Origin of the sequence: Agreia pratensis, assembly GCF_900177685.1 — a bacterium.
Lineage (GTDB): Bacteria > Actinomycetota > Actinomycetes > Actinomycetales > Microbacteriaceae > Agreia > Agreia pratensis.
The window spans coordinates 64,190-90,809 of record NZ_FXAY01000002.1; the positions used below are offsets into that span (position 1 = coordinate 64,190).

Genomic DNA, 26,620 nt, shown 5'->3' on the forward strand with positions numbered 1-26,620 from the left:
CGTGGGGCCGAAGAACCGCATCGACAAGATCGTGGGTCGACTGCCGCTGATGTCATAGGGATGCGCTGAGCGCGGTCACCGCGCCCGCTTCGTCGCGGGCCGCGGCGATCTCGGCCGACGACAGCCCGAGCACCCGCAGGCACGACGTGGCGATCGTGGTGTCGTCGTCTTCGGGCGTTGCCGCTGTGCCGCCATCGCGACGCAGCCGGATGACGAGCTCGGCGAGCTGAATCAGGATGGCGCCGATGCGGTCTTCGCCCATCGTCGCCGCCACGTCGGGGTGTGCCGCGGCGACTCCGAGCCGGCCGTAGCTCGCGCGCAGCTGCTCGCGCTCGATGCGGAACGCGTCGTAGCGCGACTCCTGGATCTCGGGAAGCAGATAAAGGGTGCCGATGTTGTGCGGGGTCTGCCGCAGCGTACGGGCATCGATGCTGGCCAGAGCGAACAGCGCGCCCGCCGGCGTGATCTCGTCGGGCACGCGCTCCTCGATGCGCTGCACGAACTCGATACTCGGTCGCACCGATCCGCTGAGCAGCTCGGCCAGAATCTCGTCTTTGCCGGCGAAGTGGTAGTAGAGCGACTGTTGCCGGATGCCCACGCGGTCGGCGATGGCGCGCGTCGACGACCCCGAGAAACCGGTCTCGGAGAACAGTGCCGCCGCCGCGTCGAGAATTTGCTCGCGCGCACTCAGCGCGGAATTCTGCTTGGGTGCGCTGGCGCGTGGCCGGCCCGCTTTGCCCGATGTGGTGACAGAACTCATATGACCCATGCTCTCATTCGCTGGGAGCAGAGGTCATTCGACCACCCGGGATCGCTGCCACGCCAACCAGCCGCCGTGCGCGCTGATGTTCTCGGCCCCCTCGGTGGCGATGGGCTCGCAGAGAAAGCCCGACACCGAGTCGCCGTCGGCCAGGGTGACCCGGCCGATGGTCATCGGGGCAGGCAGGGCGGCGACAAAGGTGCCGAAACCGGATGCCGGTAGAGACCAGATCTCGCCGGCAACGGATGCCCCATCGCCGGCGACTCGCAGCAGTCCCGGCTTGGGCGGGGTGGTGTCGAGAGCAAAGAGCGCGTAGTCGGAGCTGGTCGTTGTGCTTCGAACGAAGGAGCCTCCGGCTGCCACGAGCTGGTGGTTGAGCGGCTGGTCGGTGAGGTGGGCGCCCACGACCAGAATCTCGAGGGCCGGTGCGAGTAGGCGCTGTGCCAGCTGATGCACGGCGAGGTCGTGGAAGGCCGGAGCGGTGATCATCACTCCGAAGGGCAGGCCGTCGACGGTGCCGGCGGGCACCGAGCTGGAGGCCATGTCGAGCAGATTGGCGAAGTTCGTATAGCGGCCCATTCGGCTGTTTCCGCCGATCGGGTCGGCGGCGATCTCGGCGAGGGTCGGATGCCACGTGGTGGTCGGGGTGAGCAGCGCGTCGCATCCGGAGAGCGCGGCTTTGGCCACCGCACCGAGCCGGTCGAGCCGCTCGCGGTCGCGGTAGAGCTCGACCGCGGTGCGGTCGGCGCCGCCCAGTACGATCGTCGAGACCGAGGGGTCGAGGTCTGTGCCGATGAGCTCTCGGTGAGCGTCGATGTGCTCGCCGACGGCCGCGTAGCGCTCGGCCACGAAAGACGACTCGTAGAGCATCCGTGCTGCCTGCAGCAGGGGAGCGATGTCGACCTCGACGATCTCCACGCCGGTGTCAGCGAGGCGGCCCGCCGCGGCGTGGAACGCGTCTGCCCACCCCGGGGCGAGGCCATCCAGATGCTCTGCGGTCGGGATACCGACACGGGGGCGTGCGGGAAGCGCGGTGCCGGTCGCGCGCGCGGCCTCCTCGAGGGTGCGTTCCAGGGGATCGATGCCGTCGGGCCCGGCCAGCAGCTCGGCCGTGTTGTAGGCGAGGGCGGCCTCGCGGGCGAAGACGGTGACGCAGTCGAGGGTGCGGCAGGCGGGCACAACGCCCGTGGTCGGGATGCGACCGCGGGTGAGCTTGACGCCGACGATGCCGTTGAGCGCGGCGGGCACGCGACCCGAGCCCGCGGTGTCGGTGCCCAGCGCGACATCGACGAGGCCGAGAGCGACCGCCACGGCGGAGCCCGAGCTTGAGCCGCCTGAGATGCGGTCGGGTCGCCACGCGTTGCGCACCGCGCCGAAGGGGCTGCGGGTGCCGACGAGCCCGGTGGCGAACTGGTCGAGGTTGGTCTTGCCGATGATCACCGAGCCGGCCTCGCGAAGGCGACTGACCGCGGTCGAGTCCGCATCCGGGCGATAGCGGTAGCTCGGGGCCGCGGCCGTCGTGTCGAAACCGGCCGCGTCGATGTTGTCTTTGACCCCGGCCACGGTTCCGGCCAACGGCAGCGTTTCGCCCGCCGCGACGCGCTCGTCGATCGACGCGGCCTCGTCGAGCGCATCCTGCTCGTCGCGCAGGCTGATCCAGATCTCGGGGCGATCCACGGCGCGGATGCGCTCGTATGCGGCGGCGACCCGATCGACGGCGGTGCTGGTGGGCGTCATGCTGCTGCTCCAATAATCGAGATGAGAATCTGGCCGGGCGAGACCTGGTCTCCGGGTCGCACGTGGATCTCGCCCACAACGCCCTCCGATGCGGCGACGACCGCCGATTCCATTTTCATGGCCTCGAGCGCCATGAGCTTCTGCCCGGCACTCACCGCCTGGCCCGGCTCGACGCCGATCTGCCACACGGTGGAGGTGAAGGGAGCTGCCACTCCGACCGAGCCCTCCGCGACGACGACGGCGTCGGCGGGTGCGGCCTGCTTCTCGTCGGGGCGCACGTCGAATTCGCCGGATGCGCGCCAGCGCTCCTTCTCCTCGCCGAACGCGCGGGCTTGCGTCTCGCGGAAATCGGCGATGGAGCCGGCGTTCTCGGAGAGGAAGCGCTGGTAATCGGCGATCGCGAAGGTTCCCTCTTCGGTCTCGTAGTGGCCTCGGCCGGCGTCGGTCTCGGCGCGCAGCTCGAGCAGCTCGTCGGCACCCACCGGGTACCACTCGATGCGGTCGAAGAAGCGCAGCGCCCACGGGTTCTCTTGGAACAGGCCGCCGCGGCGGAAGCGGTTCCAGACCTGCACGGTGCGGCCGACGAACTGGTAGCCGCCCGGCCCCTCCATGCCGTAGATGCACATGTAGGCGCCGCCGATGCCGACGGAGTTCTCTGCCGTCCACGTGCGAGCGGGGTTGTACTTGGTGGTCACGAGCCGGTGCCGGGGGTCGAGTGGGGTGGCCACGGGGGCACCGAGGTAGACGTCGCCGAGCCCGAGCACCAGATAGGTGGCGTCGAACACGGTCTTCATCACGTCGTCGACCGAGTCGAGGCCGTTGATGCGGCGGATGAAGTCGATGTTCGACGGGGTCCACGGCGCATCGGCGCGCACACCGTTCATGTAGCGCTCGATGGCGAGATGCGTGGCCGGGTCGTCCCACGACAGCGGCAGCCGCACCGTGCGCGAGGGCACGACAAGCTCGTGCGTGGCCGGAATATCGTTCTCCAGCTCGCGCAGCAGGCCCGCCAGCGCGGTGGCTTTCAGCTCGGAGGAGTCGGTGTGAATCTGCAGCGAGCGGATGCCCGGGGTCAGCTCGAGCACCCCGGTCGGCGACTCGCTCTGCAGTCTCTCCATCAGCGCGTGCACGCGCATCCGCAACCCCAGGTCGAGCGTGAGGTCGCCGTATTCGACGAGCAGATTGTCGTCGCCATCGCGGCGATACGTCACAGACGGGCGCGACTCGGTTGCCGCGAGCCGGTCGATCACGCCGTCGTCGCCGTCGCCGCCAGAACTTCTGACGCTGAATGACGCGCGGTCGGCGTCGAGGGCGGCCGCGTCGGCCTCGCGCACGGGCACGAAGCGGATCGTGTCTCCGGGGCGCAGCTGTCCGAGCTTCCAGAGCTCGCCGCTGGCGACCACGGCGGGGCAGACGAAGCCGCCGAGGCTGGGGCCGTCGGGGCCGAGGATGATCGGGGTGTCGCCGGTGAAGTCGATGGCCCCCACGGCGTAGGGGTTGTCGTGGATGTTCGAGGGGTGCAGCCCTGCCTCGCCGCCGTCTTCGCGAGCCCACTCCGGGCGCGGTCCGTCGAGGCGCACGCCGGTGCGGGCCGAGTTGTAGTGCACCGTGTAGTCGGTCGCATAGAAGACGTTGAGGTCGGCGCGGGTGAAGAAGTCGGGGGCGCCGTGTGGCCCTTCCGTCACGCCGATCTGCCAGCTCGTAGTGAGCGCTGGCCTGCGATCGGCGGGGGTCGGGCCGCCGACCAGCGACAGGCGCGTGCCTGTCGCGAAAGCCGGATGCGCGGCATCCGAATCGGGCGAGCCGGGTCGCAGCACGTCGCCGGGCAGCAGGGCGCGGCCGGCGTGCCCGCCGAACTTGCCGAGCGTGAAGGTGGATGCGCTGCCGAGATAGAGGGGAACGTCGATGCCGCCGCGCACGGCGAGGTAGGCGCGCTGGCCCGGCCCGAGCAGGGTGCCGATGGCCAGCACGCTGCCGGCGGCCGCTTCGATCGGCTCCCAGAACGGCACCTCGACTCCGTCGAGGGTGGCGGATGCCGGTGCGCCGGTCAGGGCGATCAGGCTCGGCGCGCTGAATCTGAGGGTCGGGCCGGTGGCTGTGATCTCCAACGCCGGGGCGCCGGCCGGGTTCCCGACGGCGAGGTTCGCCTCCGAGAACGAGACGGAATCCATCGGACCGCTCGGCGGCACGCCGATCTGCCAGTATCCGGTGCGCCCGGGCAGATCCTGCACCGTCGTCATCGCTCCGGCATCCAGAACATCGATGCGAGGGTCGGGGTCTGCGGTCTGATCGAGGGTGGAGGTCGAGTGCACGGCGGCGCGCAGCCCGGTCTCGTCGGTGAGCGAGCGCAGCAGGCCGAGGTTGGTGACGACGCCGTCGACGCGGCTGGCATCGAGCCCCTCGCGCAGCAGGTCGAGCGCGGTGTCGCGGCTGGGAGCGGCGGCGATGACCTTCGCCAGCATGGGGTCGTAATAGGGCGAGACCTCGAGGCCGGTCTCGATCCAGCCGTCGACGCGCACGCCGCTGAGCTCGGCGCTGCCGAAGCCGGGGAACGCCGCGTGGGTTACGAGGCCCGAGCTGGGCAGTCCGTTCTTGTCGGGGTCTTCGGCGTAGACGCGGGCCTCGAAGGCGTGGCCGTTCGGCTCGAACGGCGTCGTGAAGATCGAGGGGTCGATGCCGTCGGCGCCGTCGCGGGCGAGGCGCAGCATCATGGCCACGAGGTCGACGCCGTAGACCTCCTCGGTGACTGGATGCTCGACCTGCAGGCGGGTGTTCACCTCGAGAAAGGAAGCCTCCTCACGCACGGGGTCGTAGACGAACTCGACCGTGCCGGCCGAGCGGTAGTCGACGGATGCCGCGAGCTGGCGGGCGGAATCGTGCAGTTGCCGCCGCACGGCATCCGGAAGCGCGGGGGCGGGCGCCTCTTCGATGACCTTCTGGTTGCGTCGCTGCAGCGAGCAGTCGCGGTCGCCGATCACGGCGACGCGGCCGTCGCCCGCGCCGAAGAGCTGAACCTCGACGTGGCGGGCTGGGCGCACCAGGCGCTCGAGGAAGACGCCGGCCGATCCGAAGTTCTTCTCGCCGAGGCGGGCGACTCGGTCGTAGGCCTCGCGCACCTCGTCGATGCTCATGCAGGCCTGCATGCCGATTCCGCCGCCGCCGCCCGTGGCCTTGAGCATCACGGGCAGCCCGATGCGCTCGGCCTCGACCACGGCTTCGTCGGCCGAGGAGAGAAGCCCGGTGCCGGCGAGCATCGGAACACCGGCGCGGGCGGCGAGCTCTCGGGCCGTGTGCTTCTCGCCGAACGAGGCGATCTGCCCGGCGGTGGGCCCGATGAAGCTCATGCCCGCGGCCTCGATGCGGCGGGCGAAGTCGAGGTTCTCAGAGAGAAAGCCGTAGCCGGGGTGGATCGCGCCCACGCCCAGTCGCTCGGAGACCTCGAGGATCGTGTCGATGTCGAGGTACGACTCCTTGGCGGGTGCTGGTCCGAGCCGCACGGCCTCATCGGCCTCGCGCACGTGCGGGGCTGCACGGTCGGCGTCGGAGTAGACCGCCACCGTTCGCAGGCCGAGGGTGCGAGCCGAGCGGATGATGCGGCGCGCGATCTCGCCGCGGTTGGCGATGAGCAGGGTGTCGAAGGCGCCGGTCATGCGTGGTTCTCTTTCGTCGCGAGCGCTGGGCTGGTCACGATCATTCGCAGCGGGGTGCAGTTGAAGTCGTTGCAGGGGTTGTTCATCTGCGGGCAGTTGGAGACGATCACGAGCACGTCCATCTCGGCTCGCAGCGCCACGCGCTTGCCGGGGGCGGACATGCCGTCGACGATGCCGAGGGTGCCGTCGGCCTCGACCGGAACGTTCATGAACCAGTTGATGTTCGAGACGAGGTCGCGGGCGCCCAGGCCGTGCCGGGCGGCTTCGGCGAGAAAGTTCTCGCGGCAGCCGTGCTGGTGCTCGGTGTGAAAGCCGTAGCGCAGGGTGTTCGACTCCTTGGAGCAGGCGCCACCGATCGTGTCTTGGCGGTCGATCTCGTTGCCGGTGACGGTCATCAGGGGGCGGCCGAGGTTCGAGCGGAGAATCGATCCTTGCCTGAGATAGGCGTTCTGCTGCCAGGCCAGAGTGTCGGGGGTGGAGTACCGCTCGAGAGTGTCTTGCGCGTTGTAGACCAGAAAGTCTGCGGACTGATTGCCACCGACATCCACGATCGTGAGGGTCTGGCCGGCGAGGAGCCGAGCCGACCAGGGGGCGAGCGGTGCGACGGTCTCGTCGAGGACGACGGCGTCGGCGTCGGCGTCGGCGTGGGCGTCGGCGCCGCTCGCGAGTGGGCCGTTCGGGTCGAGGATAGTGCCCTCTGCGTAGTGGGCGCCGACCGGAACTGTCGTCTCGATGACGCGGTCGCCGATGGTGTGGGTGGTGGTGGCGGTCATAGTCCTCGGGCCTCCGCGTAGTCGATCGAGTTGAGGTAGGCGCGGTTCACTTCGGGGGTCGCGGTGAACTGCGGGTCGCCGGGCAGGGTGGGGGCGCCCGGCCAGGCGTGCACCCTGAGCGGCCCGACCAGGTAGTCGTTGGAAGGGTCGAGCGGATGCGGCACATTCACGATCAGCACGAGCAGGGGAAGCTCGGCCACGAGTTCGACGTGCGTGCCCTCGCCGGCGCTACCCGTGAAGGTGAGTCCGCCATCCGCTTCGACGTGAACGCCCTGAAAGAACGAGACGCTGGGTGGCAGGTCGCGCCCGCTGAGGCCATGCTTGGCGGCGGCGAGCAGAAAGCGCGAGCGGCCGGATGGCGACGGCCCCTCGGGAGCCGCCGATCCGTATCTCGCCGTCGCGGATTCGTCGGTGCTGGTGCCGCAGAACGTGTCGTGCCTGCCGGAGGTGTCGGCGGTGATGGTCGCCAGCGCGCGGCCGTCTCCCGAGAGCAGTGGATGACCGGTTCCGAGGTACGCCTGCCACGGGATCTTGATCGTGTCGGCCACGTTCAGTCGTTCGTTCGTCTCGAGCGCGTTGTAGAGAATGACGTGAGCGCAGGCGCTGCCCGTCGGGTCATCGAGGCGCAGCCGGGTGCCGCGCGCGATGACCCGATGGGTGTAGCCGCCGGGCGCCACCGTCTCGGCCCAGACCAGGCTGTTGCGATCGACTCCGTCGGGCACCACCGGCGAGGTGGATGCCGGACGGTAGGGCATGTAGTCGGCGGTGCGGACGGCCTGGGCTCGTGCGTCGGCCCGCGCCGCCAGCACGCTGTCGGTCTGGTGGTCGTCGGCTATCGAGGTCATCGTGGTGGTGCTCTCTTTCGGGTGGTGCGGGGTGCTGTCGGGCCGCGTCACGGCATCCGTGTGACGCGGCCCGGGCGGTGGGTCTACGCGGCCGGTCTGGGCGGCGGCTCTAGGCGATGGTTGCGACGGCGCCGGCCTCGGCGTGCGTGCCGCTCGGCCTCGCGGATGCCGGCAGGTGACCGAGACTGATCGCTCCGTGGCGGGTGCGGGCGTGCCTGTGCACGAAGAAGCCGACGACAAGGGTGGCGCCGATGAAGAGCAGCGCGCTCCACTGCAGCCACCAGGTCTCGCCGGTGAGGTCGTAGATCTCGGCGCGGGGCCAGACCAGGTTGATGACCATGCCGATCTGGTACGCGACGGCGATGATGTTCACCGGAAGTCCCCACCGGCCCAGGCTGAACAGCGGCTTGCCCGTCTCGTCGACGCCGGGTGGGAATCCCTGATCGGGTGCTTTGAGGCGACGCACGAGCAGCGGCACCGTGACGCCGAGGTAGGCCAGATAGAGCATGGCGATGCACAGACTCGAGAGGGCGGTGAAGATGGCGGCCTGCCCGAAGTTGACTGCCAGGGCGAGGGCCGCGCCCACTCCGATGACGATGCTGGTGGCGATCGGGGTTCCGGTGCGGGGCGACACCTTCGCGAGCGTGCGCCAGAAGGGCAGCGCGCGCTCGCGGGCCATCGAGAACATCATGCGCGAACCGGATGTCTGCACCGCCAGGGTGCAGGCGAACACGGCGACCGCGACGGCCACGAGCAGCAGTCGACCGAAGACCGGGCCGAGGCGCTCGGTGACGACGTAGGCGATGCCACCGCCGGCGAGGCTTCCGTCGGTGAGGCTCGGGGCCGCGACGAGGGCGGCGATGATCAGCAGTGCACCGCCGAGGCCCGACACCACGACCGCGCGGATGATCGTCTTGGGGATCGTCTTGCGCGGAGCGTGCGTCTCTTCGGAGAGTTCGCCGGCCGAGTCGAAGCCCACGAGCACGTAGGCCGCCATCAGCGACGAGGCGAGGAAGGCCCAGATATACGGAGAGTCGGATGGAGCCGTGCCCTCGGTCGTGAAGACCACCGACGGGCTGCGGGCGGGAAGTAGGAGCAGGGCGGTGACCAGCACTGCGACGCCGACGATCTCGATCATCACGCCCACGCTCGTGGCGAGGGCCATGATGCGCACGCTGAGAATGTTGACGACGGTGGTGATCACGAGCAGGATCACGCCGAGCAGCACGGCGTTCTGGGCGCCGGTCGGAGAGGTGAGCGTGGGGTCTGCGGTGGGGCCGCCGACGATCTGGAAGCCGTCCCAGATGGCCGGGAGCACGGCCTGCACCGCGATGGCGGCGACCGCGACGGTGAGCGTCTGCGCCACGATCATGACCCAGCCGGTGAACCAGCCGAAGGTCGTGCCTGCGAGGCGGCTCGCCCACTGAAAGATGGAGCCGGCGATCGGCCAGCGCGCGGCGAGCTGAGCGAAGTTGAGCGCCACGAGAAGCTGCCCGGCGAACACCAGCGGCCAGGTCCAGAAGAAGGCGGCGCCGCCGATTCCGAAGCCCAGCCCGAAGAGCTGGAACACGGTAGTGAGGATCGAGACGAACGAGAAGCCTGCGGCGAACGAGGCGAAGGAGCCGACACCGCGGTGCAGTTCCTGGCGGTAGAGCTTGTGGTTCTGGTGGGCTGGAGCGAGGTGGATCGGGGATGGTTCCGGGGCACTCATGGGCGCGACCTTCCGCGGACAGGGACTCGAATACCTGTCGATTGACAGGTGATGCTCCCATGCTGGGCGACGGCAGTTGCGCGCCCGTTTCGCGATTGTTAAATTCAGGTTTCGCGGTGCCCGTTCATGTTTCGAGCGAGTGCCAGCTTGCTGAGCGCGCCTTTAGCGGGCGACCGCGCGTTCGGCGCCGGCGCGCTCGCCCGCTAAGCGCGCGCTCGATCCGCTTCGGCACCCCTGTGCGCTGATCGAGTAGCGGCGCCCTGTGCGCTGATCGAGTAGCGGCGCGACGAAGGAGCCCGCGTATCGAGATCACCCCGCGGTGGTCTCGATACGGCCGCGGGCGGCCTACTCGACCAGCGAGGAGGTTTCACGCTTCGGCGCCCTGTGCGCTGATCGAGTAGTGGCGCGACGGAGGAGCCCGCGTATCGAGATCACCGTCGACGTGGTTTCGATACGTTCCTTCCTCGCTGCTCAACCAGCGATAAGCCTCACAGTTCGAGGCGTCGAGCGACGATGGCGGCGTGCGGTCGGGTGTTCGGCGAGGTGCGAGTGTGCGTCTCGACGATCTCTAATCCGGATGCGCGCAGCCGCTCCCCGAGTTCGGCCGCCGGCCAGCGGTAGGCCGTCGTCACCGCGTGGTCGAAAGGCTCGAGCACCGGCCCCTCGAAGAACCCCACCAGCAGGAGCCCGCCCGGCCGCAGCACGCGCGCGATCTCGTCGAGAGCCGAGCCGATCGCATCCGGCCTGTGGTGAATCAGCGAATACCAGGCGAGCGCGCCGCCGAGTGAGGCGTCGGATGCGTCGAGCGCCTCGACGCCGCCCGTCGCGAACCGCACGTCGGGGTAGGTGGCGCGAGCGTGCTCGACGAACGCGGGCGTGAGGTCGACGCCGCGAATGTCGACGCCCCGCTCGGCGAGAAAGTTGGTCCAATGGCCGGGGCCGCATCCGACGTCGAACGCCGGGCCCTCGATCTGAGCGCCCCAGCTTGCGATGAGCGCTGTGTCGGAGGGGTGCATGGCCTCGACCGATCCGAGGAGCTCGATGTACTCGGCCGCCCGACCGGAGTACGCATCGGCAACCTCGATGGTGGGGAGTTCGCCAGTCATGACTCCAGCCTGGCACGCTGCCCGGTTGTGTCACGATGGCCACATGAAGAGAACGCCTGCGGCCGCATCGACCAACCCGCTCGCGTCCACGGCTCTCGTCGTGGGTTGCGGGTCTGCCCTGTTCGCCCTCCTCGCGCTGATCTCCGGGTTCGGCACGATCGCGGGAGCGCTCGCCGCGTTTCAGGGGGTCGCGGCGGTGATCTTCGGGCTTTGTGCGCTTCGCTTGGCGGCTCGCGGAGGAGACGGGATGGCGCAGGCGCGGATCGGCATCATTCTCGGAGCGGCCGGAATCGTCATGCCGCTCGTGTTGGTGTTCATCGCCACCCGAATGGTCTGACCCAGCCCGGCGGCCGTGAAGGCCTATTTCGGGGCATAGGGCGACAATGGCGCATCCATTGTGGCCCAGATGCTCTCATTCACCTCCGAGAGAGCATTTCGCGACGAATGGATGAGCTGCCCGCCGCCCGCCTCCTCCCATCGACCTGCACGCGTGTGATGCTGCCGTTGGGGAAGCCGATGGGGCGCAGTTCGGGGGCTAAGTTCTCCCACTGCCAGGCGCGCTCAGTGTCTCGAGCAACATTGCCGTCACCGTAGAGGCCAACGGCTTTCGCGGCGTAGGTCGCAGCGTGCGGCGCGTGGTCGAACATGTGGGCTACTGCGCACGCCTGGCCGGCGGCACGAGCGGCGGCGACGGCCGCTGTCTCACCTGCTTCGGTCGCGTCGCGCGCAGCGGCGTGGGCTGCAAACGCAGCGGTGCGGCATGCTGTCATCGGAAGCTCATCGCGCTCCCACGCGCGGACGGCTGCGATCGCTGCGCGAGGGCGGTCATCATCTGGTCGCTGTTTCTCAAAGATGGGCAGGGCGCGCTCTGCGCATCTTGCCGCCCATAGTGCGATCGCGTGATGGATGGGCGGCTCAGGATTGGCCCACGTCGTTTTCGTTTCCTCGCTCACCTCTCGATCGTCTCAGGGATCGGCTACAGAAAGTCCAGCCCAACGCGGGTTGTATCGAGAAGGCGTACGCATTCGTAATGGGAGTGCCCCCAGTAACGATCGATTACGGCAGCTCGTCGACCGTTAGAGACATTCGACAACCTCGTGTCAACTTCGGTGGGACAGGCACCGGTCACCCCAGACGCTCTTGATCGCCAAGACTTGCATGTGTAATGTTTTTATTACAGGTGCATACGAGAGGCATGAGTGAATATCGAGCAGTTAGCCGCGACGCTGGCAGCGATCGCGAGTCCGCAGCGGCTACGGATCCTCGCGACGCTTGCCGATGACAGACTGCACGTCAGCGCGCTGGCTCGGCGCGTGGACATGAGCCGCGCACTGCTCTATATGCACCTCACCAAGCTCGAGGCCGCCGGTTTCGTCGTCGGCGGGCTGGAGCTGAGTGCGGACGGCAAGGCACTGAAGTACTTCGAGGCGACGCCGTTCGTGCTCACCATCGACCTGCCGACCATCAGCGCAGCGGTGGCGCTGTCGCCGATCTCACCCGCCGACGAAACAGACTGAGAAGAGAACTGACATGGAATACATCCCCTGGTTCGCCTGGATCGCGATCGCCGGAATCATCTGTTGGGGAGCGATCTCTATCGCCCGAGAGATAGGCGGGCGCAGGCGACTCGTGCGGGCGCTCGACGATCAAGCCTCCTCGAATCGCGCGCTGCTCGACACGCTCGGGAGCATCAACTCTCGCCTCGATGCGATTGAGAAGACCCTCACCGACATCCCGTAATGGCACTGTCCATAAGCGATGGTTTACGGTGCGTGCTATTCCAGATGTTCTTCGACCGATTGAGCGATCTCGGCCGCTAGCGTTCGATCATCTGCAGCCGGACCGTCACTGCGGCTGAGGTCGATGGAGATGACGTACGAGTCCCAGATTGAATAGACATGAACCACCGGTTTCGAGGGCCCGGCGACGAGGCAGGTCGAGCCAATCGCGCCTGCCACTCCGAGTGGTTCGCAGCCTTCTTTCTGGTCATCGGCGTCGAGGGACCCGGCTCTCAACCGGTCGATTTCTCCCTCGGTCGGGGCAGTGATGCGGATCGAGAGGGTGTTCCCACTGTCCGTAGCGCTCGACTGAGTGCATTCGGCTCCTTGCGCGTCATCAAGATCGACTGTGATCGAGTCGCCGTCGCGGATCAGCCCCACTCCGGTCGAGGATTCACGTGGCAGATCCGGCACTGCTTGCTTGGCCAATTCGGGTGAAACGAGGCCGCAGGCAGGCACCATGGCCTTCGGCGAATCGGATGCACAGCCGGCCAAGCCGACTATCGATAGCCCTACAACGAGCAGGGGACTCATTCCACGTGCAGTTCTCACTCTCGATGACCTCCGGGTTGTGAAGAGTCCACGATACGCGGAACCCCATGACTCCACCCAGGCCGTTTCGCGCCGCCGGCGCCGTGGGAATCGAAAAGAAGTCGCGGCTCAACCGGACCAGAAACCATCGTTATTGGGCGGCGCCCGCGTAGCGAAGATCGCGGGCGTAGTCCTGCTGGCGCAGATCGAGCGCCTGCCGAACCTGATCGGGTGCGTCGTCTCCGATGAGCACCCGAAGGCGGTGGTCATCGGATGCGGCGACCCGTTCAAGGATCGCTGTCGCGGCATCGCGCGGGGCCGTTCCCCCGGTCGCCTCTCCCTCTGACGGCCAAGGAACCTCCGCCGTCCCGAACATCTCGACTCGCTGCGCCTCGTAGGCGTGCAGCGGCGAGCTGAATCGCATGCTGCTGCCGGCCCAGTCCGTGTCGAGGGCTCCTGCCTCAATCAGAGATACGCGGATGCCGAATCGCTCGACCTCGCCGGCCATTGCCTCGCTGAACGCTTCTAGCCCCCACTTGGTGGAGTTGTAGAGCCCGAGCATCGGCATCGTGCCGGCCGCGCCCACGCTGGAAATTTGCACGATGTGCCCGCCTCCTTGGCGACGCATGCCGGGGATTACGGCCTGACTGAGCCAGAGCGGGCCCAGCAGATTCGTATCGACAATCGCACGGGCGTCCTCCTCTGACGCCTCTTCGATCGCCCCAATGAGGCCATAGCCAGCGTTGTTCACAAGGACGTCGATTCCTCCGAGCAAGTCGGCGGCGCGCTGCACCGTCGACTGTGCTGCCGAGCGGTCCCGCACGTCGAGGTTCAGCACCGTTAAGTGGTCGCGTGTGGGTAGGGCGCTCTCTCCTCTAACGGTCGCGACGACGATGTGCCCGGCTTCTAGGGCCGCGTCGACGAGGGCTCGGCCTAGGCCGCGGTTGGCTCCGGTAATCATCCAGGTCTGCGGTGAAGTCATATGTCGAGCGTATCGCGAAACTGGACGCAGCGTCTCGTTTACTGGCGTATGCTGCTGAGCATGGCCCGCGACCACACCCGTGCGAAAGTGCACGCTGCCGCCCTCTCGTTGGCTCTCGATGCGAACGGGACAGGGATGCTGACTATGGAGGGGATCGCAGGGCGGGCTGGTGTCAGCAAGCAAACCGTCTACCGGTCGTGGCCGTCTACCGGAGCGGTCCTGTTCGACGCGCTTCTGGCACGCACCGCCGACGACAGCGGCCGAGTGGTGGTGCCGAACTCTGGCGACCTGACGAGTGACCTTCTCGCGTTGGCTACCGGGATGATCGAGGAACTGACAGACCCGACCGAGGAGGCTTTGCTGCGCGCCGTCACGGCCGACCTGCAATCGGATGCTGCTCTTGCCGCGCAGTACCGAGAGTTGCTACTTGGGCCTCAACTCAGTGCTATTTCTGCCCGGCTTGATGAGGCTGGGGTGCCGGCGTCAGGCGATGTAGCTGAGCTGTTCGTCGGTCCGATCTTCTATCGCTGGCTACTTCGGAGCCAGACTTTCGATCCCGAATGGGCGAGCGCGCACGTGGCGCGAGTTATTCGGAGCATCGAGTCGTAGCAGGTAGCCACCGAAAGGATCCGTCGAGTCGCGTCACCTCTCTGTCCAGTAGGGATCGTTTGCGCACCGTAGCGACGGCGCCGTACGATCGTGGCGTGCATTTGTTTTTCCTTTGACGGCTGAGTAGGCCCACCGCGCTCGTTGAGTAGTCCGAGCTTGCGGAGGCCGCTTGTTCTCGACCCCCACATCGTGGGTCGTCGTCATCCGCGCACCCTCCCCGCCTGGCGCGGGCTCGTTGGTGCGTCGTCTCGAAGGATTCGAATGCTCAGCCCGACCAACCATCTACCGGCGCGCCAGCGCGCCCAACTCATTGCCTCCGACGTCTCCGTGATGCGCGGCGCTCGCCGCGTCTTGAACCACGTCGACCTCGCTTTGACGCCCTCCTCCCGCGTGGCGATCGTCGGCGAGAATGGACGAGGAAAGTCCACGCTGCTTCACGTGCTCGACGGCACGCTCGTTCCTGATTCAGGCACGGTGCATCGCACCGGTACGCTCGGTGTCGCAGAACAGGAAATGTCTGCGGGCGACGACCGCACGGTGGGCCAGGCCGTTGCGCACGCAATAGCCGAACCACTCGACGCTCTGGCATCTCTCGACGCGGCGGCGCGGGCGCTCTCGGTCGCCGCGCCTGGCGCCGACGAGCGTTACGCGGCCGCGTTGGAGCACGCCGAACTGCTCGACGCGTGGGATGCAGAGCGGCGGGTGCAGATCGCACTCGACGCGCTCGACGCAGAAAGCAACCCGGCCCGACTGCTTGCTGACCTGTCTGTCGGGCAGCGGTATCGCGTGCGTCTGGCGTGCCTGCTTGGAGCTGGCGATGACTTTTTGCTGCTCGATGAGCCGACGAACCACCTCGACCGATCCGGACTCGAGTTCTTAAGCGAGCAGCTCCGATCCCGCGCCGGCGGAGTCGTCATCGTCACACACGATCGCGCGCTGCTGTCAGACGTCGCAGCAACGATCGTCGACCTGGATCCGACACCTGATGAGCGGGTGCGGGTGTACCGCAGCGGATACGCCGGATATCGCGAGGGCCGGCAGGCCGAGCGGGAACGGTGGGAGCAAGAATACGACCGGCAACAAGCCGAGCAGGCCCGCCTGCAAGACAGCCTCAGCTCGGCGCAGAACCGCCTCGTTTCGGGGTGGCGACCCGAGAAGGGTTCCAACAAGCACGGCCGAGCGACCCGCGCGGGCGGGCTCGTGCAGAGCGTGCATCGCCGGCAGGAACAGCTCGAGGCGCACGCTGTGACCGTGCCGGAACCGCCCTTGCGTTTCCGGTTCCCTGATCTGCCAACCCGCACAGGCGCAGCGCTGCTGAGCGCGGAGTGCGTCGGTGTCGACGGCAGGCTGGCCGGGCCGGTGTCGTTCTCGCTCTCGCACCGCGGACGACTCGTCGTGACCGGCCCGAATGGGTCTGGCAAGTCCACCCTTCTCGGCGTGATCGCGGGCGAGCTGCACCCCGATACGGGTTCGGTGCGCATGCCGCAGAGTGTTCGTCTCGGTTTCCTGCGACAAGAGACTGAGTTGCCGTTGCAACGGCGGGTGAGCGAGGTGTACGCCGCCCACGTCGATGCGCTCGTCGCGGCCGGAACGCTGTCTGGCTCTGAAGCGGTCGGGCTTTCACAGCTCGGGCTCCTGCGCGCGCGGGAGTCGAGCAAACGTATCGGCGAACTGTCGATGGGGCAGCAGCGTCGGCTCGACCTGGCATTGGTGCTCGCGTCGAAGCCACACGTGCTGCTGCTGGATGAACCCACCAATCACCTGTCGATCGCGCTCGTCGACGAACTCACCGACGCCCTCGGCGCGACGAAAGCGGCCGTGGTGCTCTCCAGTCACGATCGGCAGCTCCTCCGCGACGTCGAAGGCTGGCCCGCACTGCGCCTCGGCGCGGCGGCAGAGGGCGAGGTTCTGGGCTGAGCAAGCGCCACCTTGGGATGCTCGCGTTGGTCGAGTAGCGAGGAACGAGCGTATCGAGGCCATCCATCGTTGTGATCTCGATACGCCGGCTCCTTCGTCGCGCGGCTACTCGATCAGCGCACTCGCTCTATATTTCAGAGTTGCTATTCAATAACTAGCGGTGTACTGTGTAGCGCATGACCCCGAAGCCCGCCTCCTCCTCCCATGATCTGCACACGTGTGATGCCGCCGTGAGCCTGGCGTTCAGCATTCTGGGCAAGCGGTGGAACGGCATGCTGCTCTCCACTCTGGGCAACGGGCCTCTCTCGTTCGCAGCGCTCAAGCGCGGGGTTCCCGGCATCAGCGACGCCATGCTCTCCGATCGCCTCACCGGGCTGGCCGAGGTCAAGCTGCTCACCCGCAGCGTCGACGCCGGCCCGCCCGTGGCCGTCACCTACGCCCTCACGCCGCAGGGCGAGCAGCTCCTTCCGTTACTCGAGCAGCTCGGCCAGTGGGCAGCCAACAACCTCGAGCGCCCCGAGGCCGAGCGCCCCGGCGCGGCTCACCAAGACACAGCTCCCGCAGAAAAGAACTAGCCCCATGGATTACGGACACACCCTCCGTTTCGGCACCTTCATCACCCCCACCGCCGCGCAGCCCCAGGCCGCGGTTCAGCTCGCGCAGCTGAGTGAGTCGCTCGGCTACGACCTCGTCACCTTTCAAGACCACCCCTATCAGGCGTCGTTTCTCGACACCTGGACTCTGATGTCGTACGTCGCGGCGGCGACCACGAGCATCCAGATCTCGCCCAACGTGCTGAACCTGCCCCTGCGGCCGGCGCCGGTCACGGCCCGCGCGGCCGCGTCGCTCGATCTGCTGAGCGGCGGGCGCTTCAGCCTCGGCCTCGGCGCCGGCGGGTTCTGGGATGCGATCGAGGCGATGGGCGGGCGGCGCCTGACCCCGGGTCAGGCCGTGGATGCCCTCAGCGAAGCCATCGACATCATGCGCGGCACGTGGGCGGCGGGCGAGCGCTCCGTGCTCAAGGGCGGCGAGTACTACCCGGTCAACGGTGCCAAGCGCGGGCCCGCCCCGGCGCACGACATTCCCATCTGGGTGGGCGCCTACAAGCCGCGCATGCTGCGGCTCACAGGCGAGAAGGGCGATGGATGGCTGCCGAGCCTGCCCTATCTCAAGCCGGGCGACCTTCACTCAGGAAACGCCCGCATCGACGACGCGGCGGCCGAGGCGGGGCGCAATCCCGCGGAGATCCGGCGCCTGCTCAACATCACCGGAACCGAGAGCCTCGACCAGCTCGCGGGCATGGCGCTCGACGATGGCATCGGTACCTTCATCGTGATGGGCGACGACCCCGCGGTGCTGCAGCGCTTCGCCGAGCAGACCATGCCGCAGCTGCGCGAAACCGTCGCCGAGGCGAGGGCGACGAGCGGAACCGTGGCGAGCGACAACATCCGGCCCGCCCGCGCGATCGCGCTGAGGCGCGAGGGCATCGCCTACGACGAGCTGCCCGAGTCGCTGCGCGAGAGTGCGATCGAGCCCGGAGACTCGGCGTACGCGGGAGCGCGCTCCACGTATATGCGCGGCGGTGCACCCGGCCTCGTGCTGCGACCGAGCACGGTCGACGAGGTGCGCGATGCGCTGCTGTTTGCGCGACGGCACCCGTCGCTGCCGCTCGGCATCCGCAGCGGAGGACACGGCATCAGCGGGCGCAGCACCAATGACGGCGGCATCGTGATCGACCTCAAGAAACTGAACGAGATCGAGGTTATCGACGCAGAGACCCGGCTCGTGCGCATCGGCCCCGGCGCGCGCTGGATGGATGTGGCCGCCGCGCTGCAGCCCTTCGGCCTGGCGCTCTCGAGCGGAGACTACGGCGGAGTCGGCGTGGGCGGACTCGCAACGGCCGGCGGCGTGGGCTTTCTCGGACGCGAGCACGGCCTGACCATCGACCACATGGTGGCGGCCGACGTGCTGCTCGCCGACGGAACGCTGGCACACACCTCGGCTACGGAGAATCCTGAGCTGTTCTGGGCCGTGCGCGGCGCCGGAGCGAACGTGGGCATCGTGGTGTCGTTCGACTTCGTGGCCGACGCGGTGGGTGACGTGGGATGGGCTCAGCTCGCGTTCCAGGTCGACGATGCGGCGCAGTTTCTCGAGGAGTTCGGGCGCCTTCAAGAGGAGTCACCGCGGGACACGACGCTGTTCTTGATCCTGAGCGGCGGTCGCCCCGCCGAGCCCGCGACCGCGCAGATGTACGGAGTGGTGAACTCCTCAGACCCCGACACGATCATCGCGCGCTTGCAGCCGTTCGCTGAGCTTGCCCCGTTGGTCGGCCAGCAGGTGCAGCTGCTTCCCTATGCCGCGGTCATGGCGAACGCTTCGGATGTCGCGCACAACGCGCAGGGCGAGCCGTCGTTCCGCTCGGGCCTGGTCGAGCACCTGGATGCGCCGACCGCCCGCGCCGCGGCCGCCCTGGCGACGTCGGGTTCGGCGCCGTGGTTCCAGATCCGCCCGGTGGGCGGCGCGATCAACGACGTGGCCCCGGATGCGACGGCCTACGCCCACAGATCCGCCAACTTCTCGATCACCTCGGTGGGCAGGAGTGCGCGGTTCGAGCAGCTGTGGGATTCCCTCGCAGAGCATTTCGACGGGCTGTATCTGAGCTTCGAGAGCAGAACGGGCGAGCAGATCGTGGCGCAGGCGTTCCCGCCGGCAACGCTGGCGCGGCTTCGGGCTATCAAGGCTGAGGTCGACCCCGACTTCGTGTTCCGCGACAACTTCGGAGTGGCGGCAGAGCCGGCCCCTTTGGGCTGAGCTGGCTGTGCCCTCTGCGCCGATCGAGTAGCGGTCGCGACGAAGGAGCAGCGCTTCGCTGATCGAGTAGTCGCGCGAGGAACGAGCCGGCGTATCGAGATCGAATCCGGTGGTCTCGATACGCTTCGGCCGCAGGCGGCCTCGGGCTACTCGACCAACGCAGAACTGCGACGAAGGAGCAGCGCGTATCGAGATCGCATCCGCGATACAAGGGGGCTGACGCCGACTCCGCGTGCATGAAAAACTACCCCCGACAACGACGCCACAAGGGGGACGCATCATGACAACAGTTCTTTGGTACATCGGAGCGGTGGGCTTTCTCGTCGCCGCGATCGCAACCGCACTCTCCAACCAGTGGGCGCTGGCCGCCGCATTCCTCGCGATCTCGGCAGCGCTCTTCGTACTCGCCGTGCGAGCCCAGCGAAAGGGCTCGGCCCGAACCTGACGCGGCTAGAGCATCAGCGTTCGCCGGTCCCTTAGTTCGAGACCCGTCTGCGACCCTCGAATACTGTTGAGCCATGGACGATGCCACCAAGCACTTCGCCCGGTCGAGTCTCGAAGCGGGCGAGCAGCCAGAAGCCGTGGTGCAGTCGCTGGTGGGTGCAGGCTGGCCACCGGATGCCGCATGGCAGCTGGTGCGCTCCGTTCAGCCGCCGCCGCGGTCCGATCCGAGACTGTGGATGGTGATCGTCAGCTTCGCACTCGGCGTAGTGTTCGTGCTCGTCGACGTGATCATGTTCTTCTCGATCTTCGCCGCGCCGGGTGGTCCGCGCGGAGTGCTCGCGCAGTTCACCGACGGAACGCTGCCGGTCGGGCTGTGGGTGGCGACCCTTTTGCCACTGTGGCTTGTCTCGATGGTCTTGGTCATCATCCACTCGGCGCTGGGGCGCCGCCAGCCGAAGGTGCCTCGTCGCGGCCGGGGGCTCACGGCGATCAGCTGGATTCTGGTGATCGGCAACCCGATTCTCGCGGTGATCACGGTCATCGTTGCCGTGGTCGTCTACGGCGCCCTCGGAATTATGTGCGGCGAGGCGGTCGGCCAGGACTGCGGCATGTGAGCGACATCGGGCGACGCGCCCGTGCCCTTGATTCTCAGATCAGTCGCGCGCCCCGGCCGTAAGAGCGCGGCCCCGACGGGCGCACTCCCGCAACTGCCGGGCCGTCTCGTTTCGGGCGCCCTCGGTGTCGGTGTCGAACAGCAGCAGCTCAGGAAGTGATGTCGCGAAGTAGTCGACGGCATCCCTCTGCTGCTCGACGACATCGGCACGATCGTCGAGCGACGTCCACACCGCCGCCGCCTCTGACAGCTCGCCCAGGCGCAGATGAGCGACCCCGACCCAATAGTCGGCTTGCTCGGCCGGGCGCGCGGTCACTGCCAGGGGGCCGGCTCCGGCGCGAGCCCGCTGCCACGCGGCCCGGGCGTCGTCGACGCGTGCGGCCCGATTGAAGGCGTCGCCGAGCAGAACGAATCGCTCGGCCATCGAACCGGCCGGATGACGGCCCTCGCCCAGATTCGCGGGCACCGCGATGCCGCCCTCGAGCAGCTCGATGGCAGCGGCGGGATTGCTCTCTATCGACGTTCGCGCCACCTCGAATGAGGCGGCGTCGTATACGCGGATCACCTGGCCCTCCCCGCCCTCGAACGGCTGGAAGCGCCTGGTGCTCAGGATGTCGAGAGCCTCGGGGGCGCGACCGGCGGCCACGAGGAGTTCGAGGTAGTGCACGGCGAGGTCATCGCGCTCGAGAACGACGGGGCCGTGCTGTTCGAGCGCCGCAAGGCGTTCGCGATCGTCGATGCCGCGCACGCGGGCAAGCACGTCGCGTTCGAACACGAGGCGCGCGTCGTCGGCACTCAGCTGCAGGGCGTGGGCAAGGTAGTGGTCGGCGGTATCGGCGTCGCCGCCCGTGTTGACGGTTGCGATGGCGGCATTGCGCCACGCCACCGGGTCGGCGCTGCCGAGCTCCATCGCCGACGTCAGCGCGGCGAGGGCGTCGGAGGTGCGACCCGCGTCGAGCAGCCACGCCCCCAGCAGGGCCGGCGCGACGGGGTCGCTCGCATCGGCCGCGATGGCCGCGACGAGCGCGTCGTATTCGTCGAGACCGAAAGGGAATGCGTATCTGGAGTCCGCCTCGCGCGCGGCCATCCGTTCCTCAGCGGCTCGGATCGGCTCGTCGAGCCGCTGCCACCACAGCGCGCGCAGATAGTGAGCAATGGGCACGGGATTGCCGAATGCCTTGATCTGCGCCGAGGCGGGGGTGCGAGGGGCGACAACCGGGGTCGAGAGCAGGAGCGCGTCGCGCAGCTGCCCCCGCCGGGCGAGGTCGACGGCAGCGGTCAGCGCGGTTTTCGGGTCTGCGAACTCCGCCGCTCCACCGCTATCGAGCGCAGCGAGCGACAGGGCCACGCTGTCGAGCGGATCGGCCTCCACGCGCGCGGTGAGCGCGGCGGCTGCGGCATCGTGTCTGCCGAGAGCGCGAAGGGCGAGGATGTTCAGAAGTGCGGCGTCGGGATTCGCCGCGTCGTGTTGCGCCGCGGCGGCAGCGTGACGCAGCGCGTCGTCGGCTCTCAACTGGCGCAGCGAGATTCGTGCCAGGGCCAGCTCGGCGGGCAACGCCCAGGCCGCGTCCCACGCGGCCTTGCCGAAGTGACCGGTGGCTTCGTCGAGGTCGCCGATCCGTTCGAGAACGAGGCCGAGTCGATAACTCGCCTCGCCACTCGCCGGGTTGAGATTGCGGTGGGTGAGCCGGTGCAGCGCGCGCTCGAAGTGCTCGCGCGCTGCCGCGTAATCGCCGCGGCGGTAGTGCAGCGCGCCGACCGCGGTCGAGGCGCGGGAGTCGAACGGATCACGACGCAGCACCTCTTCGAAGTACGGCAGCGGCGATCGTGTCGGATGACGATACTGCTGAAGGTGAACCCCGGTCAGGTAGAGCTCGTCGATGCTGTCGATCTGTTCCGGGCCTGCGGGCTCCGTGGCCACCCACGGCTCCTGCTCCCGAGACTCGTTCTGCGTCGCGGTGTACGCGATCAGCTCCACGCCGTCGTAAAGCACCCGCACGGTCAGCGCGCCAGCGCCGGGCACCTCGGCGAAGGTCTCGATGAACGGTCGGCCCGGTTCGAGAGACACCGTCCATTCGGCGATGGATGTCGTCGGCTCGTCGCCGTCGTTGCGCTCCAGCACGACCAGGGCATCGTCGATGCGACTCGCGCTCGCGACCCCGACGCGAACGCGGGCGTCGGAGACGTCCAAGCGAACCGCGAGTCGGTTGCTGGCCTGATGCGCCGGGCCGATGTCTTGAATGGGATACCAGAACTGACTGAACGAGCGAGTCTCGCCCGGCGCGAGGTAGCTGAAGTCGGGCTGGTTGTCGGTGAAGACGCCAGCCATCAATTCGACGTAAGGGCCGTCGGCGTCGGTGAGCTGGGCATCCCAGGCGTGGCCGACAGGGCCATCGCCCCACGTCCACTGCTTCTTGCCGGGTGAGATGGAGTGGTCGGCCCAGTGCACGAAGCCCGCACCCTCGCGATGGTCGTAGCCGCCGAAGAAGCTGTCGCGGGTGTCGGTGACCATGTACGACGTGGGCACCGGGATGTTGCCGTAGAAGTCGAGCCGATCGGCATCCGGATGCTCGTCGTCGGCCAGCGCCGGATAGTCGACGCCGTAGTACGGCCGGTCTGCTCGTGGGAAGGCCGTGATCGCGCGTCGCGCGTGATCGGCCACATAGCCGACGTCGGTGGGGAAGAACGACTGGTAATCGTCGTGCGAGCGCGCCGCCACGTTGGCCCACCAGAGGAAGGTCTGCGGTTCATCCGTTCGGTTGTGCAGTCGCGCGGCCACCTCGATGACAGAACTGTCACCACGCAGACGCACCCCGTGGTCTCCACGCATGCGCTGCAGTGGATCGAGGTCGGAATGCCAGACGGTGACGGTGTTCTCGTCGGTGCGTTCGATGCTGGTCTCGACGGGCAAAAAGGTGGCGGGTCTGTGGTGTTGCGGCCAGTTGAATTCGACACCGCCCGAGATCCAAGGGCCCGCGAGCCCCACCAGCGCAGGCTTGATCACGTTGTTGCGGTAGAAGAAGTCGTAGTCGCGTGTCTTGTCGTAGCCGATATGGATGCGACCGCCGAGTTCGGGCAGCAGAACCAGGCGCACGTAACGATTCTCGAGATGGATGGCCTGCCACAGCCGGGGCGCCTTCTCCTGGGCTATGCGATCGACGAAGGGAATCGGATACACCTTGCCGCTCGAGCCCTGGTAGACGCGACGATCGAGAAAGAGCGGATACCGATCCGGCTCTCCCGGCTCGTAGCTGTCGATCTCGATGGCCTCGCTCCAACAGGCCACGCCGCCCGCGTCGAGGACGGCCTTCTGGTCGGCGGGTGCATCGGGAAGATCGATGCGACTATAGGCGTCGTCGGCATGGCTCACAGCGTCGAGGCTAAGGAATTGCACGAGGGTCGCACCATAGTTGCTCCGTTGGTCTGCCTGGACAAATCGCTGATCGGTGCGCTTAGACTGGCGATTGTGCTGATTCGAGACGGATTCCCTGGCCAGCGCCTCCGAGTGCTTCCCGCTCCTCGAGTCGCAGACGCATTGCGCTCTCCGGTCACCGAGCGGTTGTTGGTGACGGATGCCGGGCAGTTCCCTCATGCCGCGGAGCATGGCCGAGATCGGCCACGCGGCGCCGACGAAGTGGTCGTCATTCTGTGCACCTCGGGCGCCGGTCACGTCGAGGTTCGAGGCCAGGAGTACGAGATGGCACCGGGTCGAGTGGTGGTTCTTCCGAGGGGCGAACCTCACCGCTATCGGGCCGACCCTCGTGACCCATGGACGATCTGGTGGATGCACGTGACGGGCGCCGACGCCGACGACCTCGCCACGGCGATCGCGCGGCCCGCTGGGGAGTTCTTTCCGGTCATCCAGGCGCACGACCCCTATGCTGCGCGGGCCGCGCTCGAGCACGTGCTGGTCTCTCTGGAACGCGACGACACGACGGCGAGCCTTCTCGCCGCATCCGGTGCCGCCTGGGGCCTGCTCGCCCAGCTCGCTGCCGATCGTGCACGCGGAACGACGGAGGTCGGGGATCCCATTCTGGCGGCGCAGGATTATCTGCGGGAGCACCTCGACGCATCCACCAGCGTGGCCGAGCTCGCGAAGATCGCGGGGCTCAGCATCTCTCATTTCTCGGCGCGCTTCCGGCTCGCCTCCGGCATGGGCGCGGTCGAATATCACAAGCGACTTCGCAGCGCGCGGGCGCGTGAGCTGCTCATCACCACGGACGCGGCGGTGGCCGACATCGCGCGAGCGGTCGGTTACGACGATCCGTTCTACTTCTCCCGGCAATTCCGGGCGATCAATGGAACGAGCCCAACGGACTTTCGGCTGACCTCACGCAATCGTTCGGGCCCCGTTGTGTAGGTGATCCGTCCAGCGCCGCCCAGGCGATTCCCCGGGAAATGAACAGGATCGGGAATCAGCTGGAGCGCGCTGGCATCGATTTGTCCAGGGGGATCATCTGTCCGTCTATCGGAGCGCGCTGCCCGGCATCCGTAGTATCGCTCGTTGTAGCCCTTGGGCTATAGAACCCGAGGGAGTGTTGATCTCATGGCTGCAGTGGTTGCCAGCGTCTCCAAGACGCCGACGCGCACGCGTCGACGCCTGGGGATTCCCATCGGATGGGGGTTCGTCACTCCCTTCCTGGTGTTCTTCGTCATTGCGATCCTCGCCCCCGTCGTCTACGCGATCTACCTGAGTCTCTTTCGCGAGCAGATAGTTGGCGGGTCGGGTTTCGTCGGTTTCGACAACTACGTCAGAGCCTTCACCGATCCCGAGTTCTGGGCCGGCGTAGGGCGTGTGATCGCCTTCATGATCGTGCAGGTTCCGATCATGCTGGCGTTCTCGCTGATCGCAGCCCTGGCGATCGACAGCGGTCGGCTGCGAGCCCCCGGCTTCTATCGCATCCTGCTCTTTCTGCCCTACGCCGTTCCCGGCGTCGTCGCCGTGCTGATCTGGGGCTTCATCTACGGCCCACGGTTCGGCCTGGTCGGCTCGATCAACAACTTTCTCGGCGCCCAGATCTTCACACCGCTCACCCCCGACTGGGTTCTCGCCTCTATCGCGAACATCTCGGTGTGGGAGTTCGCGGGCTACAACATGGTGATCTTCTACGCGGCACTCCGCACGGTGCCGAGCGAACTCTACGAGGCAGCCTCTCTCGATGGCGCCGGGCCCCTGCGCACGGTGATGTCGATCAAGCTGCCTGCGCTGCGGGGAGCCCTCGTGATCACCACGATCTTCTCCATCATCGGCAGCTTCCAGCTCTTCAACGAGCCGAACCTGCTCAAACCGATCGCGCCCAATGCGATCACCAGCAATTTCACTCCGAACCTCTATGCCTACACCCTCTCGTTCGCGGGCCAGCAGTACAACTACTCGGCGACCATAGCGATCGTCATGGGGCTGATCACCGCGATCATCGCCTACGTCGTGCAGCTCCGGGGCACCCGAAAGGAACTGGCATGAGAGCCACACCCATCGAGCGGCGGCGTTCCCGGCTCGTTCCCCGCTCGTCGATCAGCCTCACGATCCTCATGGTCGTGCTGGTTCTGTACACGCTGGTGCCGCTCGCCTACCTCGTCATCAACTCGACGAAGTCGCAAGACGACTTCTTCACCTCGTTCGGCCTCTCGTTCGGATCGAGCTTCAACCTCTTCCAGAACATCGGCGAGGTCTTCAGCTACAACGACGGCATCTACTCGCGCTGGTTTCTGAACACGATCTTCTACGTCGTGGTCTCGGCGGGCGGCGCGACGATTCTCGCGGCGCTGGCCGGCTACGGAATCGCGAAGTTCCGCTTCCGCGGTCGAAACGCCGTCTTCGCCGTTGTGCTCGGTGCGGTCGCGATTCCCGGAACGGCCTTGGCGCTGCCGACATTCCTGCTCTTCAGCTCGATCGGGCTCGTCAACACGCCGTGGGCCATCATCATCCCGTCGCTCGTGAGCCCGTTCGGTCTGTACCTGATGTGGACCTACGCGACGGATGCCGTGCCCAGCGAGATACTCGAGGCGGCACGAATCGACGGAGCGGGCGAGTTCCGCACCTTCTTCACTGTGTCTCTGCGGCTCCTGGCTCCCGGCCTGGTCACCGTCTTGCTGTTCTCGATCGTCACGACCTGGAACAACTACTTCCTCCCCCTGATCATGTTGAGCGACCCCAAGCTGTATCCGCTCACGCTCGGGCTGGCCCAATGGAACGCCCAGTCGACCGGCACCAACGCCGATCCCATCCAGAACCTGATCATCACGGGATCGCTCATCGCGATCATCCCGCTGATCGCCGTGTTCCTCTTTCTGCAGCGTTACTGGCAGTCCGGCCTCGCCGCCGGAAGCGTCAAGTAGCTCTCCCGCTTTAC

Annotated in this window: 23 protein-coding genes; 12 read left to right on the top strand and 11 right to left on the bottom strand. The window is 67.4% G+C overall.

The features are described from left to right. Window positions 1–52: 52 nt before the first annotated feature. From B9Y86_RS05775 to B9Y86_RS05805, 7 genes are all read right to left on the bottom strand, one after another. Window positions 53–760 carry a TetR/AcrR family transcriptional regulator gene (locus B9Y86_RS05775; RefSeq protein ID WP_085483977.1) on the bottom strand — a complete coding sequence of 236 codons (708 nt, stop codon included), beginning with the start codon at window positions 758–760 and terminating at the stop codon, window positions 53–55. A 33-nt stretch (window positions 761–793) separates the two neighbouring features. Continuing rightward, window positions 794–2,497, bottom strand: coding sequence for an allophanate hydrolase (locus B9Y86_RS05780; protein WP_085483979.1), 1,704 nt, complete (start codon window positions 2,495–2,497; stop codon window positions 794–796). Beyond that, complete coding sequence (uca, locus tag B9Y86_RS05785; protein WP_085483981.1) at window positions 2,494–6,147, bottom strand: urea carboxylase; 3,654 nt, start codon at window positions 6,145–6,147, stop codon at window positions 2,494–2,496. Before uca ends, B9Y86_RS05780 begins: the two co-directional genes overlap by 4 nt. After that, the gene (locus B9Y86_RS05790) at window positions 6,144–6,920 is read right to left on the bottom strand and encodes an urea amidolyase associated protein UAAP2 (protein ID WP_085483983.1); all 777 of its coding nucleotides are present in this window, start codon (window positions 6,918–6,920) and stop codon (window positions 6,144–6,146) included. Before B9Y86_RS05790 ends, uca begins: the two co-directional genes overlap by 4 nt. After that, window positions 6,917–7,816: an urea amidolyase associated protein UAAP1 gene (locus B9Y86_RS05795; RefSeq protein WP_244894648.1), complete on the bottom strand. Its 900-nt coding sequence runs from the start codon at window positions 7,814–7,816 to the stop codon at window positions 6,917–6,919. Before B9Y86_RS05795 ends, B9Y86_RS05790 begins: the two co-directional genes overlap by 4 nt. A 58-nt stretch (window positions 7,817–7,874) precedes the next feature. Further along, window positions 7,875–9,476 (bottom strand): APC family permease, encoded by a 1,602-nt coding sequence (locus tag B9Y86_RS05800; protein WP_085483985.1) that lies wholly within the window; start codon window positions 9,474–9,476, stop codon window positions 7,875–7,877. 488 nt (window positions 9,477–9,964) lie between these two features. Then, a complete protein-coding gene (locus B9Y86_RS05805; RefSeq protein ID WP_085483987.1) occupies window positions 9,965–10,582 on the bottom strand; it encodes a class I SAM-dependent methyltransferase in 618 nt (205 codons plus the stop codon). 43 nt (window positions 10,583–10,625) lie between these two features. Here B9Y86_RS05805 and B9Y86_RS05810 point away from each other — a divergent pair, with 43 nt between their 5' ends. Beyond that, complete coding sequence (locus B9Y86_RS05810; RefSeq protein ID WP_085483989.1) at window positions 10,626–10,919, top strand: hypothetical protein; 294 nt, start codon at window positions 10,626–10,628, stop codon at window positions 10,917–10,919. A gap of 79 nt (window positions 10,920–10,998) precedes the next feature. Here B9Y86_RS05810 and B9Y86_RS05815 read toward each other — a convergent pair whose 3' ends face one another. Further along, window positions 10,999–11,535 carry a putative immunity protein gene (locus B9Y86_RS05815; protein WP_342351713.1) on the bottom strand — a complete coding sequence of 179 codons (537 nt, stop codon included), beginning with the start codon at window positions 11,533–11,535 and terminating at the stop codon, window positions 10,999–11,001. Between the two features lie 246 nt (window positions 11,536–11,781). Between B9Y86_RS05815 and B9Y86_RS05820 the strand changes: the two genes are divergently transcribed. Both B9Y86_RS05820 and B9Y86_RS05825 read left to right on the top strand, forming a co-directional pair. Then, window positions 11,782–12,099 (top strand): ArsR/SmtB family transcription factor, encoded by a 318-nt coding sequence (locus B9Y86_RS05820; RefSeq protein WP_085483991.1) that lies wholly within the window; start codon window positions 11,782–11,784, stop codon window positions 12,097–12,099. Between the two features lie 13 nt (window positions 12,100–12,112). Further along, window positions 12,113–12,322, top strand: a complete 210-nt coding sequence (locus tag B9Y86_RS05825; protein WP_085483993.1) for a hypothetical protein — start codon at window positions 12,113–12,115, stop codon at window positions 12,320–12,322. 35 nt (window positions 12,323–12,357) lie between these two features. Here the strand turns inward: B9Y86_RS05825 and B9Y86_RS05830 are convergent, their stop codons facing one another. Both B9Y86_RS05830 and B9Y86_RS05835 read right to left on the bottom strand, forming a co-directional pair. Then, window positions 12,358–12,894, bottom strand: coding sequence for a hypothetical protein (locus B9Y86_RS05830; protein ID WP_139824768.1), 537 nt, complete (start codon window positions 12,892–12,894; stop codon window positions 12,358–12,360). 148 nt (window positions 12,895–13,042) lie between these two features. After that, entirely contained in the window at window positions 13,043–13,873 is an 831-nt protein-coding gene (locus B9Y86_RS05835; RefSeq protein ID WP_244894649.1) for an SDR family NAD(P)-dependent oxidoreductase, read from the bottom strand. 60 nt (window positions 13,874–13,933) lie between these two features. Here B9Y86_RS05835 and B9Y86_RS05840 point away from each other — a divergent pair, with 60 nt between their 5' ends. From B9Y86_RS05840 to B9Y86_RS05860, 6 genes are all read left to right on the top strand, one after another. Continuing rightward, window positions 13,934–14,482 carry a TetR-like C-terminal domain-containing protein gene (locus B9Y86_RS05840; protein ID WP_085485236.1) on the top strand — a complete coding sequence of 183 codons (549 nt, stop codon included), beginning with the start codon at window positions 13,934–13,936 and terminating at the stop codon, window positions 14,480–14,482. Between the two features lie 261 nt (window positions 14,483–14,743). Continuing rightward, a complete protein-coding gene (locus B9Y86_RS05845; protein WP_085483999.1) occupies window positions 14,744–16,399 on the top strand; it encodes an ABC-F family ATP-binding cassette domain-containing protein in 1,656 nt (551 codons plus the stop codon). 176 nt (window positions 16,400–16,575) lie between these two features. Further along, window positions 16,576–16,974 (top strand): winged helix-turn-helix transcriptional regulator, encoded by a 399-nt coding sequence (locus B9Y86_RS05850; protein ID WP_085484001.1) that lies wholly within the window; start codon window positions 16,576–16,578, stop codon window positions 16,972–16,974. Window positions 16,975–16,978: 4 nt separating this feature from the next. Continuing rightward, the gene (locus tag B9Y86_RS05855; protein ID WP_085484003.1) at window positions 16,979–19,210 is read left to right on the top strand and encodes an LLM class flavin-dependent oxidoreductase; all 2,232 of its coding nucleotides are present in this window, start codon (window positions 16,979–16,981) and stop codon (window positions 19,208–19,210) included. Between the two features lie 280 nt (window positions 19,211–19,490). After that, window positions 19,491–19,655, top strand: coding sequence for a hypothetical protein (locus B9Y86_RS17490; protein WP_176223275.1), 165 nt, complete (start codon window positions 19,491–19,493; stop codon window positions 19,653–19,655). Window positions 19,656–19,728: 73 nt separating this feature from the next. After that, complete coding sequence (locus tag B9Y86_RS05860) at window positions 19,729–20,268, top strand: hypothetical protein (protein ID WP_085484005.1); 540 nt, start codon at window positions 19,729–19,731, stop codon at window positions 20,266–20,268. Between the two features lie 39 nt (window positions 20,269–20,307). Here the strand turns inward: B9Y86_RS05860 and B9Y86_RS05865 are convergent, their stop codons facing one another. Further along, window positions 20,308–23,637, bottom strand: a complete 3,330-nt coding sequence (locus B9Y86_RS05865) for a DUF5107 domain-containing protein (protein WP_085485238.1) — start codon at window positions 23,635–23,637, stop codon at window positions 20,308–20,310. A gap of 96 nt (window positions 23,638–23,733) precedes the next feature. Here B9Y86_RS05865 and B9Y86_RS05870 point away from each other — a divergent pair, with 96 nt between their 5' ends. The 3 genes from B9Y86_RS05870 (at window position 23,734) to B9Y86_RS05880 (ending at window position 26,606) form a co-directional block, all read left to right on the top strand. Next, on the top strand, window positions 23,734–24,627 hold the full coding sequence (locus B9Y86_RS05870) for an AraC family transcriptional regulator (RefSeq protein ID WP_244894650.1): 894 nt from the start codon (window positions 23,734–23,736) through the stop codon (window positions 24,625–24,627). Window positions 24,628–24,813: 186 nt separating this feature from the next. Next, window positions 24,814–25,731: a carbohydrate ABC transporter permease gene (locus B9Y86_RS05875; RefSeq protein WP_085484007.1), complete on the top strand. Its 918-nt coding sequence runs from the start codon at window positions 24,814–24,816 to the stop codon at window positions 25,729–25,731. After that, the gene (locus B9Y86_RS05880; RefSeq protein ID WP_085484009.1) at window positions 25,728–26,606 is read left to right on the top strand and encodes a carbohydrate ABC transporter permease; all 879 of its coding nucleotides are present in this window, start codon (window positions 25,728–25,730) and stop codon (window positions 26,604–26,606) included. Before B9Y86_RS05875 ends, B9Y86_RS05880 begins: the two co-directional genes overlap by 4 nt. The last annotated feature ends 14 nt before the right edge of the window (window positions 26,607–26,620 follow it).